Here is a 13,741-nt window from a genome sequence, read left to right as displayed (position 1 = left end):
TTAAACTTAAAATAATTGTATCAATTTAATAGTTAGGGTATCATCGAAATATGAATGTATATCCGAATATCTCATATATAGCTAAACTAATTGCTGAACCTACAAGAGCAATCATCTTAGATTGTCTAATGAATAATCAGGCACTACCTGCTAGTGAATTGGCTTATATGGCAAAAGTGTCACATCCAACAATTAGTTCGCATCTTTCTAAATTAGTAGAAGGGAATTTACTTACAGTTGAACAACATGGTAGACATCGTTACTATCGACTTGCTAATCAAGAAGTTGCAGAAGTGCTTGAAAAGTTAGGGACAATTGCACCAACAGTTCAAGTTCGCTCTTTAAAACAATCAAGCCAACTAAAACAAATTCGTTATGCTCGAACTTGTTATGATCATCTTGCAGGCAAACTCGGTGTAGAGATAACTGAAAAATTACTAGATAGGCAATTTATAATTTTAGAGGGTGGAGAATACATTGTAACGGAACAAGGTAAGAAATGGTTTCTGAATTTTGGAATAAATGTTGATGAGGCAGATACAAAAAGGAGGGTATTTGCAAAACCTTGCCTTGATTGGAGTGAACGGTGTTACCATATTTCTGGTTGGTTAGGGTCTGCAATTGCAAAACTGTTTTTTGAACAGGGATGGATTACGAAAACGGATAAGAACCGAGCTGTCCATCTTACAAAGAAAGGTGTAAAGTTATTGGAAGATCAATTAGGCATTGATATGAAAACTGAGGAAAGAAAAGTTTGAAATTAGAAAAGTCCGTCAAAATGACGGTTTTTTTCATTATGGTAGGAGTGTACATGAATAATAGGATGTCCCAAATAATTATTGCCAATAAAAAAATCTTTCTTTTCATTCTTCTTTTTTAAGTTTTAAAGGAGAAAGCTAGGCTTCTTATTTTTACTAATGTTATAATAAGAAAAAAGCACGAAAAGAGGTCATCTCATGCTAGAGGTTATTGCAACATGTTTAGAAGATGTAAAACGAATTGAAAGTGCTGGCGGGAAGCGGATTGAATTAATTTCATCTTATACAGAAGGTGGTTTAACACCGAGTTATGCTTTTATAAAAAAAGCGGTAGAAGTGGTAAGTATACCAATTCATGTTATGATTCGTCCGCATGCGAAGTCTTTTACATATACGGAAGAAGAAATTGAAATGATGAAAGAAGATATTATAGTTGCACAGAAGTTAGGAGCAGCTGGGGTAGTATTAGGCGTATTAAACGAACGAAATGAAGTGGATGAAGAGAAATTAGCGGATTTACTATCTGTTGTAGATGGAATAAATGTAACGTACCACCGTGCGATAGATGATATAAAAAATCCAGTAGAAGCGATGAGCACTTTAAAGAAGTTTCATAAAGTGACTCACGTTTTAACTTCAGGTGGACAAGGAAATATAGTAGAGAATATTCCGGTGCTTACAGAAATGCAAAAGGTAAGTGATGGTCAAATTCAGCTTGTAGCTGGAGCTGGCGTGACGAAAGAAAATATAAAGCGATTGCTAGATGAAACTGGAATCACGCAGGCGCATGTCGGTACAGCGGTAAGAGAAGGAAAATCATGTTTTTCTGAAATAGATCCTAATTTAGTACAAGAATTAGTTGAAATAATAAAATAAGTGCTTAAGAAAGAGGAGAAACGATGAAGGAAAATACGAAGAAAGAATTATTCTCTTGGGCTAAAACGATAGGTTTTACCCTTGTATTAATTGCTATTATTCGCGGTGTTTTATTTACACCTTCTTTAGTACAAGGTGAATCAATGATGCCCACTTTAAAAAATAACGAAAGAGTTCTCGTGAATAAGATTGGTTATAGTATAAGTGGATTAGATCGCTTTGATATTATCGTCTTCCACGGGAAAGAAGGATACGATTTAGTAAAACGAGTAATTGGTTTGCCAGGCGATACAGTTGAGTATAAAAATGATGTTTTATATGTAAACGGAAAAGCGATGGAAGAACCATATTTAAAACAGTTTAAAGAAAAAGCAGTAGGCCGTGTATTAACTCCAGACTTTACGTTAGAACAAATCACTGGGAAAACGAAAGTGCCAGAAGGCCAAGTATTTGTTTTAGGGGATAATCGTGAAGTTTCTAAGGATGGTCGCATGTTTGGCTTTATTTCAGAAGATGAAATTGTCGGAAAAGGACAAGCTGTTTTCTGGCCGTTGGAACAAGTAAGAGCGTTATAAAGTGTGGTGAAGTATGGGAGAGATATTCTTCCATACTTTTTTATTTGCTTAAAATCTATTGATTGAATTGAAAGAATATTTTATAATTTTAAATTATATGTTTGTTTCGAAAAACGGAATTTAAGTTCCGTAATTCGGAACGAAAGGGAGATAGAATGAGTATAAATAAAACGGCAGTTAAGACAATGGATATTTTAGAGTTGTTTTATGAGCATGAAGAGCTAAGTTTAACTGAGATGGTTCAGCTTACAAATATGCCGAAAACATCTGTTTATCGTTTAATTGGTTCGTTGGAAGAGATGGAGTTTTTACAAAAAAACGAAAAGGGGAAATATCGTTTAGGGGTCGTATTTTTACGGTTCGGTCAACTTGTTTCAAACCGATTATCAGTAAGAAATATAGCAATTCCTTATATGAAAGAACTTAGTGATAGTTTAGGACAGGCAGTTAATTTAATAATTCAGGATGGAGATGACGCAATTTATGTTGAAAAAATGGAAGGTGTTCAGCCGGTACGCGTGTATACGGCGGTTGGAAGAAGAGCACCGCTTTATGCTGGCGCATGTCCAAGAATTTTACTATCGTATTTCTCTGAGGAAGAGAAACGGAGATACATAGAGGAAGTGGATTTAAAACAGTTTGCAGATGGAACAATCGTGGATAAGAAACAATTGTTAGAAGTGTTGCAAATGGCAAAAAAGGAAGGCTACACCATTAGTTATTCTGAGTTAGAAAATCATACAGCCGCGATAGCAGCACCCATTTTCGCGAGCGATGGAACGGTTGTAGCAGGCATTAGTATTTCGGGATTAGCAATTGAGTACAACGAAAGTAACATTTCATATTTTATTGCGAAGGTGAAAGAAACAGCGCATCGCATTTCGAAAGAACTCGGCTTTTTGGCATAGAAAGAGGGAGTAGGATGAAATTTTCTGCGTTAGGGGATCAAGCAATTATTGTTACATTTGGTGAAGAAATTAAGAGGGATATATATGAGAAAGTACAGCGGTTATTTCAAGCACTGCAGCAACATCCGTTTGCAGGAATGATAGAGTGCGTTCCGTCGTTTACTTCATTAGCTGTTTACTACAATGTATACGAAGTATGGAAGCGAAATGAGAGAAGTGAAAGGTCACATGATTACGTTCGCCAGTATATAAAGGAGCTGTGTGATTCTTATAAAGAAGAAGTAAAACAGGATGTGAAACATATCTCTATACCCGTTTGTTACGGGGGAGAATATGGACCAGATTTAGAAGAAGTCGCGCATTATCACGGTTTACAAGTAGAAGATGTGATTCGAATACATAGTGAAACTACATATTTTGTATATATGCTAGGTTTTACACCAGGGTTCCCGTATTTAGGAGGACTTTCAAAAGAATTAGAAACACCTAGAAAAGAAACACCACGGTTACAAATCTCTCCTGGTTCGGTAGGTATTGGCGGAAATCAAACAGGTATATATCCGCTTGAAACACCAGGAGGATGGAATATTATCGGCCGAACTCCTATTTCATTATTTAATCCGGAAGAAGAAATACCAACATATATTCAAAGTGGTATGTATTTACGATTTATTCCAATAACGAAGGAAGAGTACGTATCGCTTGAGGGGGCTAAAAAATGGATGTAGAGGTTTTGCATGCGGGAATGTTTACAACAGTCCAAGATTTAGGGCGATCTCATTATCAACAATACGGTGTGCCAGTTGGCGGGGGGATGGATCAAAGTGCACTTCGGATGATCAATATGTTAGTTGGTAATGAAGAGAATGAAGCGGGACTCGAAATGACGATTATGGGACCTAAATTGTTAATAAAGAAAACGACTTTACTTGCGATTGGCGGAGCAGATATGGAACCGTTATTGAATGGAGAACGTATCCCCTTATGGCGTCCAATTTTAGCGGAAGAAGGTAGTATGCTTTGTTTTGGAAAAGTGAAAAGTGGTTGCAGAGCGTATGTGACCTTTGCGGGTGGAATACATATTGAGCGTACAATGGGAAGTAAAAGTACGTACATACGTGCTGCGATTGGTGGTATAGAAGGAAGAATGCTGAAAAAGGGTGACTACTTCCAAATTGGTGCACAACCAGAAATGGCGAGTCGTTTCATTCTAGACTTACAAAAAGATGCGAGAATAAAAACGAAATGGGCAATTAGCAACAGCGTACTACCAAAGTATAAGAAACATCCAAAGCTTCGTGTCATAACTGACTTTGAATACGATCAATTTACAGAAGAAAGTAGAAAGGCATTTTTTACGAAAGAGTATAAGGTATCTAATTATGCTGACCGTATGGGCTATAGGGTTGAGGGAGAGGTTTTAAATAGGAATGAAGAAAAAGAGATTTTATCGAGTCCTGTTACATTTGGAACCATTCAAGTTCCTAATGGTGGACAGCCGATTATATTAATGGCAGATAGGCAAACGACAGGTGGCTATCCGAGAATGGGAAATATCATTTCAGTAGATTTACCTCTTCTTGCCCAGCTAAAGCCGGGGGACTATGTTTCTTTTGAGAAAATTACGCTTGAAGAAGCGGAACAATTGTACATAGAACAAGAAGTAAATATGAATTTATTAAAGAAATTCATCGCTTTACGAAGCTGAAATTAGGAGGAATACATTATGACTACAATCGATTTAAACTGTGATTTAGGAGAAAGTTTTGGCGCTTATAAAATGGGGAATGATGATGAGATTCTTCCGTTCGTTTCCTCTATAAACGTTGCTTGCGGTTTTCATGCGGGTGATCCGTCTATTATGCGTCAAACTGTTGAAAAAGCTTTGGAGCATAACGTAGCAATAGGGGCGCATCCTGGATTTCCTGATTTAATTGGATTTGGTAGAAGAAACATGAATGTTTCAGCAAGTGAAGTATACGATTATGTTCTATATCAAACAGGCGCATTAGACGCATTTGTGAAAGCGGCAGGCGGGAAAATGCAGCATGTAAAGCCGCACGGTGCCTTATATAATATGGCGGCGTCTAATCCGGAAATTGCAGATGCAATTGCAAAGGCAATTTATCATATAAATCCAAGTCTATTACTTTATGGATTAGCAAATAGCGAGGCGTTTATACAGGCTGCAGAAAAATACAAAGTAACTCTTGTACAAGAGGCTTTTGCGGATCGTACATATAAGCAAGATGGTACATTAACGAGCCGTACAGAAGAAAATGCGCTTATAAAAGATGAAGACGAAGCGATAAAGCAAGTACTTCAAATGGTGAAAGAAGGCCATGTAAATGCGGTCAATGGAGAGAAAGTAGCAGTTCAGGCGCAAACAATTTGTTTACACGGTGATGGGGAAAAAGCAGTGCAATTTGCAAAAAGAATATACAGAACATTCAAACTTAATGAAATTTCTATTTGTGCACCGAAATAAAAAATAGGGGGAAGTGCTGGGATGATTAAATTAATCGGAATACTACTTGTTGCAGTGGGCTTTTTATTTAGATTAAATACACTTTTAGTAGTTATGGTTGCAGGTATTGTTACTGGTATGGTTTCAGGATTAAGTTTTTATGATGTGATCAGCATGTTCGGTAAATTTTTCATAGAAAATAGATATATGTCTATGCCAATTATATTAACTTTACCGGTAATCGGAATTTTAGAGCGTTACGGTTTAAAAGAAAGAGCAGAAGCACTTATAACGAAATCAAAAGGAGCAACAACTGGAAGAGTATTAATGTCATATTTTACGATAAGAGAATCATCAGCAGCACTAGGGCTTAATATTGGTGGGCATGCGCAAACAGTAAGGCCGCTCGTTGCACCGATGGCAGAAGGGGCCGCGCAAGGTAAATACGGTAAACTTCCTGAAAAATTAAGAGAAAAGATTAAAGCAAACGCAGCAGCTGCTGAAAATACAGCTTGGTTTTTCGGAGAAGATATTTTCATCGCAACTGGAGCTATTTTATTAATGAAAGGATTCTTCGATTCAGTAGGTATGCATGTCGGAGTATGGGATATGGCACTTTGGGGCATTCCGACAGCAATATCTGCACTTATTGTAAGCTGGATTAGATTTAGAAGGTTTGATAAATATATAGAGAAAACAATGAAGGCAGAAGGAAAAGAAGAGAAGGAGGCAATATAAAATGAACATCATCACAATGGATACAATCTATTACGTATTAGGTATAATTGTTGCCTTTATCGCTGTTCGTATCGCGTTTGATCGTGAGCATCCAAATCGATTTGGTTCTAGTCTATTTTGGGCATTGTTTGCCGTTACATTTTTATTCGGGAATGTAATCCCTTCGTTTTACGTTGGCTGTATTGTACTCGCTATGGTCGTTTTAGCCTCACTAAATAAAGTAACAAAATCAGAGGAAAAAGAAGTTCTAGTACAAGAACGTGTGAAACATGCTGAGAAATTAAAAAATAAAATTTTTATGCCTGCACTATTAATTCCTATTTTTACAATTATCGGTACGTTGACCTTAGGGAAAATTAAATGGGGAAATGTCTCTCTTGTTGATCCAGATAAAGTAACATTAGTTGCACTAGCGTTTGGTGCATTACTCGCATTTGTTGCGGCGATGCGTATTACAAAATCAAAAATAACAACACCTGTACAAGAAGGAAGCAGGCTATTACAAGCTGTTGGCTGGGCTGTAATTTTACCACAAATGTTAGCAGCACTTGGCGGTATATTCGCGAAGTCTGGCGTTGGACAAGTTGTTTCAGACTTAGTCGGACAAGTGCTACCGACAGAGTATCCGTTCGTTGCCGTTATGGCGTACTGTTTAGGCATGATGCTATTTACAGTCGTAATGGGAAATGCATTCGCAGCGTTTGCTGTTATTACTGGCGGAATTGGCTTACCTTTAATAGTTCAAATGCACGGCGGAAACCCAGCAATTATGGCAGCGCTCGGTATGTTTGCTGGATATTGCGGAACGCTGCTTACACCAATGGCAGCAAACTTTAATATCGTACCTGCGATGCTTTTAGAGCTAAAGGATAAAAATGCGGTTATTAAAGCACAAGTACCAATTGCTCTTTCAATTTTTATCATAAATATGTTTATTATGTACGGCCTAGTATATCGTTTCTAATTAGGAGGTAATAACAGTAAATGAGAATCTATAAAAAACTATAAAAATTTACAATTACAGGTTTTATATTTTACAGAATTCAACCTATAATATTTTCAGGTGATGAAAAGGGGGGAAAGGATGAAAACAACACGTACTTGTAAAATCAATTCTATTACAAAAGAACAAACGGAAGATTTAATTACTTTAATCCGTACGTTCGAAAGTGCAAAACGATATAGTTTTAATCGTTTGATTGAGGGCGAAAACGAGAAAGAATTGATAAAAAAACTACAACCTAAATATTTGTTAAATAAACGTTTTTGTGAAGATGCGATTTTACAAGCGCAATCGATCCTTTTCTCTCAAAAAGAACTTCTTCCTGTTTACCTAGAAAACAATCAAAAAAAGTTAGAAAAGACGTTACAAAAAATAGATGATTATGAACGCGGCAAAAAAAGACCTAAACAAGTTGCATTAGAAACTTGTTTAATTGGCTTAAGAAAACGAAAACAAAAATTAGAACAAAGAATTGAAACGTATGCAAAACATATTAAAAATAAAACATTACCTCCTATTATTTTTGGTGGGCGGAAAAATTTCTATGAAAGAATGAAAAACAAGATATCCAATCAAGAATGGAAAGATTTGCGGACACGACAATTATATTCTCGTGGAGATAAAAGCAAAAAAGGGAATTTGAACATGCGCATTACAGTTGATGACTGTGGGCAAGGATGGTTAGAAATTGCAAATCCATTAGGACGAACAAATGGAAAAACAAAAAGCCCACGAATCAAAGTTCCGATTATCATTCCATATCATTTTTATCATCAAATCACAAATGTCGTTATGGGAAAGCGAATCGGTGTAAATCCAAAAGGAAAACCGATTATAGAGCATCAAAAATATAGTGTAGAAATCATTCGTAAACAAAATGAATTTTATGTAAATATTACGTTTGATGAAACACAAATAGGTCGTGTACTAGATTTGAAGGAAACACCACAATCAGATGTAATTGCAGGAATTGATGTAAATCCGGACCGTATTGCAGTTAGTTTATGTACAAAACAAGGTAATTTTAAAGGTTCAAAAAATTTTTATCTACACAATCTGAATGCGTTTTTAACAAATAAACGCGCAACGATAATTGGACAAATCGTACAACAAATTAAAACATGGTTATTGGAAAACAATGTAGGTGGAATTGTTTTAGAAGATTTAAAGTTTCAACAATCTCATGATACTGATAAATACAGTAATCGTAATTTCCATCAATTTACGTATAAAAAGATGTTGAACAGTTTAATTCGTATGTCTCTTCGTAACGGATTTTCTGTTAAAACAGTAAACCCCGCTTATACAAGTGTGATTGGAAAATTAAAATACAGTAAAAATTTCGGTATTAGTGTTCATGAAGCAGCCGCATTCACGATTGCAAGACGTGGATTGGAATTGCAAGAACAATTACCACAAGAGATTATATTATTATTAAAAAACCAAATTACAACAAAACTGCGTATTCTTGTTGCTTCCATGGAAGAAAGTAAAAAGAATACGAAAAAAGTATATAAAAAATGGTTACAAACAATTCAAACGTGGAAAGAATATCACAATTGGAAATTGTGGAGCATTCTTCACAAAACTGTTTATATGAGCAATCAACAATTCATATTTAAAATTTAAATGAGAAGGGGGGGTACTGGTTTATTTCTTATAACCTCTTGCATACTACTGACTTGGATGAATGGTAGTATGCAAGAACAGATCGTTCCTAACAGGAACCTGCCGTCATTCTTTCACAATAGGTGGATGAAAAGGTCACAACCCTTACGGACAGGAAAAAGGTGAAATTCCTTTTCGGTAGTTGGCATTTGACTTGGTTCGCCAACAATTTATAGATTTTTATAAGAATTTTAAACCAGGATAAAACTATGAAAACAGTATTATTAACAGGGTTTGATCCGTTCGGCGGAGAAAATATCAATCCAGCTTGGGAAGTAGCAAAAGGTTTGCATGAAAAAACAATTGGAGAATACAAGATAATAAGCAAACAAGTACCAACTGTATTTCATAAATCAATAAGCGTATTAAAAGAGTATATAGAAGAACTAGCGCCGGAAATTATTATATGCATTGGACAAGCTGGGGGCAGACCAGATATTACGATAGAACGTATCGCAATTAATATTGATGATGCAAGAATCGCTGACAATGAAGGGAATCAGCCGGTAGATGTACCGGTTGTAGAAGAAGGAGCCATTGCGTATTGGTCTACACTTCCGATGAAAGCAATCGTAAAAAAACTTCGCGAAGAGGGTATACCGTCATCTGTTTCACAGACGGCAGGCACATTCGTTTGTAATCACTTATTCTATGGACTTATGCATGAACTAGAGAAACATGATAAGAAAATAAAAGGCGGATTCATTCATATTCCGTTTTTACCAGAACAAGCGAGTAATTATCCAGGGCAACCGAGTATGTCACTTTCTACTATTCGTAAGGGGATAGAATTGGCAATCGAAGTAACGACGACAGTTAAAGTAGATATTGTAGAGGTTGGGGGCGCAACGCATTAAGTAAAATGAATTGTACAACACCTCCTGTAAACAACTGGTATAATAAGAATAGGAAAATACATAGAGGTGATTTTTGTGCAACAATTTGAAGAAGTACGTTCAATTTTAGAAAAAGCGAAGAAAATTACAGTATTAACAGGCGCTGGTGCAAGTACGGAAAGTGGTATTCCAGATTTTCGTTCAGCAAATGGATTGTATGCTGATGCGAATGTGGAGATGTACTTATCAAGAGGGTACTATAACCGAAGTCCGAAAGAATTTTGGAAGCATTATAAAGAAATCTTTCAAATTAATACGTTCCATCAATATAAACCAAATCGTGGCCATCGCTTTTTAGCTGAGCTAGAAGAACAAGGGAAAGATATTACGATTTTAACGCAAAATATTGACGGTTTACATCAATTAGGTGGCAGTAAGCATGTCATTGATTTACATGGAACACTTCAAACAGCACATTGTCCAAAATGTAAATCAGGCTATGATTTACAGTATATGATTGATCATGAAGTACCGCGTTGTGAGAAATGTAATTTTATTTTAAATCCAGATGTTGTTTTATACGGAGATACACTGCCGCAATATCAAAATGCGATGAAACGTTTATATGAAACAGGTGTACTTCTCGTTATGGGAACGTCATTAAAAGTACAACCTGTCGCTTCATTCCCGGAAATCGCAAAGAGGGAAGTAGGAGCAACAACTATTTTAGTAAATGAAGAGTTAACAGGACAGGAATATAACTTTGATTTTGTTTTTCAAAATAAGATTGGTGAGTTTGTTGAAGGGTTATCTTCAATGAAATAAGTTATCGAAAAAACTGAGGTATCTGCCTCAGTTTTTTATTTGAGTAATCACTGTTTTAAGCCATATGAAAACATTTTGATAATGTAGTAACAACATCTCTATAATTTATAAAAATCAATTTGCCCATTTTTCTTTTAGAATAATATTCATGTTATTGTGCATTAAGGGAATGGTAATAAATAGGATGTAAAAACAAAAAACTGAAAATTAAATCTTTTATTTCTTTTATAATTAATATAAAATTCTATATATATCATATAAATAAATTTGATACATAATGATTTTGCGTAGAAATGTTAATAGAATGAAGCGAGGGAGCGAAATGAGACAGAAAAAGGAGCAGAAAAAACAATCGAAAAAGAAAAAGACTCATATTCCATTTCGGTTAAATGTACTATTTTTTATTGTCTTTCTTTTATTTTCAGCTATTATAATTCAATTAGGTAAAGTACAAATCATTGATGGAGAAACGTATAGAAATGAAGTAAATAAAAAGGAAGATGTAACGGTAAGCACTCCCGTTCCTAGAGGGAAAATGTTTGATCGGCAAGGTCACGTTATTGTAAATAATAAACCATTGCGAACCGTTACATATACGAAAATGAGAGGAGTAGACTCGAAAGAAGTTTTACAAGTAGCAAGAGATTTAGCCAAACTAATTGAAATGTCGCAAGAGGACATGGATAAGTTAACAGAGACAGATAAGAAAGATTTTTGGATGCAGTTAAATGAAAAGCGGGCAGCGGCGAAAGTAACAAAAGAAGATGAGAGTAAATTTAGAAAGCAAGAAATAGAAGGAAAAGAGTTAGATAAAAAAGTAGAAGAACTGCGCCGGGAAAGAATTACACAAGAAGAACTAAATGAGCTTTCAAAGGAAGATATAGAGGTATTAGTAATTAAAAGCAAAATGAATGCGGGATATAAAATGACGCCGCAAATCGTTAAAAAAGATGTAAGTCAAAATGAATATGCTGTCGTTAGTGAAAGGTTGGCAAGCTTACCAGGGGTAGATACGACAGTAGATTGGGAACGTGAATACCCAAATGATAAAATACTGCGCTCTATACTAGGTAGCGTTTCTAATGAAAATGAAGGATTGCCAAGAGAACAATTAGATTATTATTTAGTTCGTGATTATAATCGAAACGATCGTATTGGTAAAAGTTACATTGAAAAACAATATGAAGATGCACTACATGGAACGAAGGAACAGTCTAAAAATATTATGGATAAAGCAGGGAAGATTGTTCGAACAGAAAAAGTGACTGAAGGAAAAAGTGGAAATAACTTGATGTTAACAGTCGATATGGATTTACAGAAAAGAGTAGAGGGCAGCCTTGAAAAGAATTTACGAGCCTTTCATGCTGCAGAGCCGATGATGGATCGTGCGTTCGTAGTAATGATGAATCCTAAAAACGGTCAAATTTTATCAATGGCAGGAAAGAAAATTGTAAATAAAGATGGCGGTATGCAAATAGAAGATTATGCATTAGGAACGATGACAAGTTCTTATGAGTTAGGGTCAACTGTAAAAGGGGCTACTTTATTAACTGGATATCAAACAGAAGCGATTAAGCCGTATACACACTTCTTTGATGCGCCAATGTATTTTAAAGGAAGTTCTAAGCCGAAGAAATCGTGGAAAGAATTTGGGGATATTGATGATTTAAGAGCTTTGCAAGTGTCATCGAACGTTTATATGTTTAATACAGCTTTAAAAATGGCAGGCATTAATTATGTTCCAAACAATCCATTAGATATTAAACAAGAAACATTTAATAAAATGCGCTACTATTTTAGACAATTTGGCCTAGGTGTGTCGACTGGTATTGACCTGCCAAATGAATCGATCGGTCAAATAGGTAGAACTGATAACATACCCGGATTTTTACTTGATTACGCGATTGGACAGTATGATACATATACGCCGCTTCAGCTTGCACAATATATTTCAACCATTGCAAATGGCGGTTACCGAATGAAACCACAAATTGTACAAGAAGTTAGAGAGCAACCGAATAGACCAGAGGATGTAGGAAAAGTCGTTCGGTCGATTGAACCAGTTGTATTAAATAGAGTGGATATGGACACTTCGTACATTAATCATGTAAAAGAAGGATTTAGAAGAGTTTTTCAAGAAGCTGACGGAACAGGTACCGGAACGTTTAAAGGTCTACCATATAAACCAGCGGGAAAAACAGGAACAGCTGAGACAGTATATGGTGGAGAAAGTGATATTGGAAGAGATGAGAACAACAACCGAAAAAAATGTTATAATTTAACTCTTGCCGGTTATGCACCATATGATGCGGATCCGGAAGTAGCTTTTTCAGTTGTTGTACCATGGGTGAATGATGATAAATCAGGAATTAATTCTGCGATTGGTAAAGAGATTTTGGATGCGTATTTTGAATTAAAAACAAATAGATCAAATGCAAATTCAATTCCAGTAGAACAACCGAACAAGGCACAGTAAAAATAGTATCACTGCATGGAAACATATTGTGCAGTGATATATTTTTTGAGTTAAAAAGCGCTTTATAAGGTGGGAATGGATATGAAAAAGGAGATTAAGAGAGGCTGGGGAAAGTACATACTATTTATATTGGTGATAGTCATAGGCTACCATTCTTTTACTTTATGTAAGGTGGAAGGGGAATCGATGCAGCCGACTTTATATGAAGAAGACTACGTATTTGTAAATAAAGCGGTAGTACGTCTTTCTAATTTACAACACGGAGAAATTGTCATTATAAAAGAAGAGGATGAATCGAAATATTATGTGAAACGTGTAATAGGGCTTCCTGGTGATGTAATTAACATAACGAACGGAAAGGTATATGTGAACGATAAAAAGCAAGAAGAACCATATACAAACAAAGATTTATTTAACAACACACAAGTATTTTATAATTTTCAAAAGACAAAAATTCCGCCAAATAAGTTATTTGTAATGGGAGATAACCGCGAAGTAAGTAGAGATAGTCGAAATGGCTTAGGATATATTGAAGAAGATAACATAATAGGCAAGGTGGAATTTGTATATTATCCTTTTTCAAAAATGAAAATGATAGAATAAGTGGGGGA

General features: G+C 35.6%; 14 protein-coding genes. All 14 read left to right on the top strand.

Going from position 1 to position 13,741, the window contains the following annotated elements; all coding sequences use genetic code 11:
- Positions 1-50 precede the first annotated feature (50 nt).
- The 14 genes from GD442_RS14515 to lepB (GD442_RS14450) all read left to right on the top strand — a co-directional run bounded on the left by GD442_RS14515 (position 51) and on the right by lepB (GD442_RS14450) (position 13,733).
- On the top strand, positions 51-758 hold the full coding sequence (locus tag GD442_RS14515) for an ArsR/SmtB family transcription factor (protein ID WP_016122765.1): 708 nt from the start codon (positions 51-53) through the stop codon (positions 756-758).
- A 198-nt stretch (positions 759-956) separates the two neighbouring features.
- Positions 957-1,634 carry a copper homeostasis protein CutC gene (locus tag GD442_RS14510; protein ID WP_000895119.1) on the top strand — a complete coding sequence of 226 codons (678 nt, stop codon included), beginning with the start codon at positions 957-959 and terminating at the stop codon, positions 1,632-1,634.
- 23 nt (positions 1,635-1,657) lie between these two features.
- Positions 1,658-2,209 (top strand): signal peptidase I, encoded by a 552-nt coding sequence (lepB, locus tag GD442_RS14505; protein ID WP_000662501.1) that lies wholly within the window; start codon positions 1,658-1,660, stop codon positions 2,207-2,209.
- A 155-nt stretch (positions 2,210-2,364) separates the two neighbouring features.
- Entirely contained in the window at positions 2,365-3,117 is a 753-nt protein-coding gene (locus GD442_RS14500; RefSeq protein WP_000026364.1) for an IclR family transcriptional regulator, read from the top strand.
- A 14-nt stretch (positions 3,118-3,131) separates the two neighbouring features.
- Positions 3,132-3,845, top strand: coding sequence for a 5-oxoprolinase subunit PxpB (pxpB, locus tag GD442_RS14495; protein WP_000672284.1), 714 nt, complete (start codon positions 3,132-3,134; stop codon positions 3,843-3,845).
- Positions 3,836-4,825 carry a 5-oxoprolinase subunit C family protein gene (locus GD442_RS14490; protein WP_000382240.1) on the top strand — a complete coding sequence of 330 codons (990 nt, stop codon included), beginning with the start codon at positions 3,836-3,838 and terminating at the stop codon, positions 4,823-4,825. The genes pxpB and GD442_RS14490 overlap by 10 nt, the downstream gene beginning before the upstream one ends.
- 18 nt (positions 4,826-4,843) lie before the next feature.
- Entirely contained in the window at positions 4,844-5,605 is a 762-nt protein-coding gene (gene pxpA, locus GD442_RS14485; RefSeq protein ID WP_000207318.1) for a 5-oxoprolinase subunit PxpA, read from the top strand.
- A 21-nt stretch (positions 5,606-5,626) separates the two neighbouring features.
- Positions 5,627-6,322 carry a DUF969 domain-containing protein gene (locus GD442_RS14480; protein WP_000593392.1) on the top strand — a complete coding sequence of 232 codons (696 nt, stop codon included), beginning with the start codon at positions 5,627-5,629 and terminating at the stop codon, positions 6,320-6,322.
- 1 nt (position 6,323) lies between these two features.
- Entirely contained in the window at positions 6,324-7,286 is a 963-nt protein-coding gene (locus tag GD442_RS14475) for a DUF979 domain-containing protein (RefSeq protein WP_001021653.1), read from the top strand.
- 120 nt (positions 7,287-7,406) lie between these two features.
- Positions 7,407-8,954 carry an IS200/IS605 family accessory protein TnpB-related protein gene (locus tag GD442_RS14470; RefSeq protein WP_000859083.1) on the top strand — a complete coding sequence of 516 codons (1,548 nt, stop codon included), beginning with the start codon at positions 7,407-7,409 and terminating at the stop codon, positions 8,952-8,954.
- A 248-nt stretch (positions 8,955-9,202) separates the two neighbouring features.
- Positions 9,203-9,850, top strand: coding sequence for a pyroglutamyl-peptidase I (pcp, locus tag GD442_RS14465; RefSeq protein ID WP_000859708.1), 648 nt, complete (start codon positions 9,203-9,205; stop codon positions 9,848-9,850).
- A 66-nt stretch (positions 9,851-9,916) separates the two neighbouring features.
- Complete coding sequence (locus GD442_RS14460; RefSeq protein WP_074554685.1) at positions 9,917-10,654, top strand: NAD-dependent protein deacylase; 738 nt, start codon at positions 9,917-9,919, stop codon at positions 10,652-10,654.
- Between the two features lie 322 nt (positions 10,655-10,976).
- Entirely contained in the window at positions 10,977-13,130 is a 2,154-nt protein-coding gene (locus GD442_RS14455) for a peptidoglycan D,D-transpeptidase FtsI family protein (RefSeq protein ID WP_001249190.1), read from the top strand.
- Positions 13,131-13,211: 81 nt separating this feature from the next.
- Positions 13,212-13,733, top strand: coding sequence for a signal peptidase I (gene lepB, locus GD442_RS14450; protein ID WP_002094069.1), 522 nt, complete (start codon positions 13,212-13,214; stop codon positions 13,731-13,733).
- Positions 13,734-13,741: the final 8 nt, after the last annotated feature.

This window comes from Bacillus sp. A260 (assembly GCF_009861435.1).
GTDB classification, from domain to species: Bacteria; Bacillota; Bacilli; order Bacillales; family Bacillaceae_G; genus Bacillus_A; species Bacillus_A cereus.
Note: the sequence above shows the minus strand (reverse complement) of the source record. Positions and strands in the feature narration are given on the sequence as shown.

Bases quoted from the DNA above. Each gene is read 5' to 3' on its own strand.
- lepB (WP_002094069.1), top strand. From the start codon at position 13,212: ATGAAAAAGGAGATTAAGAGAGGCTGGGGAAAGTACATACTATTTATA.
- GD442_RS14475 (WP_001021653.1), top strand. From the start codon at position 6,324: ATGAACATCATCACAATGGATACAATCTATTACGTATTAGGTATAATT.
- pxpA (WP_000207318.1), top strand. From the start codon at position 4,844: ATGACTACAATCGATTTAAACTGTGATTTAGGAGAAAGTTTTGGCGCT.
- GD442_RS14515 (WP_016122765.1), top strand. From the start codon at position 51: ATGAATGTATATCCGAATATCTCATATATAGCTAAACTAATTGCTGAA.
- pxpB (WP_000672284.1), top strand. From the start codon at position 3,132: ATGAAATTTTCTGCGTTAGGGGATCAAGCAATTATTGTTACATTTGGT.
- GD442_RS14455 (WP_001249190.1), top strand. From the start codon at position 10,977: ATGAGACAGAAAAAGGAGCAGAAAAAACAATCGAAAAAGAAAAAGACT.
- pcp (WP_000859708.1), top strand. From the start codon at position 9,203: ATGAAAACAGTATTATTAACAGGGTTTGATCCGTTCGGCGGAGAAAAT.
- GD442_RS14490 (WP_000382240.1), top strand. From the start codon at position 3,836: ATGGATGTAGAGGTTTTGCATGCGGGAATGTTTACAACAGTCCAAGAT.
- GD442_RS14510 (WP_000895119.1), top strand. From the start codon at position 957: ATGCTAGAGGTTATTGCAACATGTTTAGAAGATGTAAAACGAATTGAA.
- GD442_RS14480 (WP_000593392.1), top strand. From the start codon at position 5,627: ATGATTAAATTAATCGGAATACTACTTGTTGCAGTGGGCTTTTTATTT.
- lepB (WP_000662501.1), top strand. From the start codon at position 1,658: ATGAAGGAAAATACGAAGAAAGAATTATTCTCTTGGGCTAAAACGATA.
- GD442_RS14470 (WP_000859083.1), top strand. From the start codon at position 7,407: ATGAAAACAACACGTACTTGTAAAATCAATTCTATTACAAAAGAACAA.
- GD442_RS14500 (WP_000026364.1), top strand. From the start codon at position 2,365: ATGAGTATAAATAAAACGGCAGTTAAGACAATGGATATTTTAGAGTTG.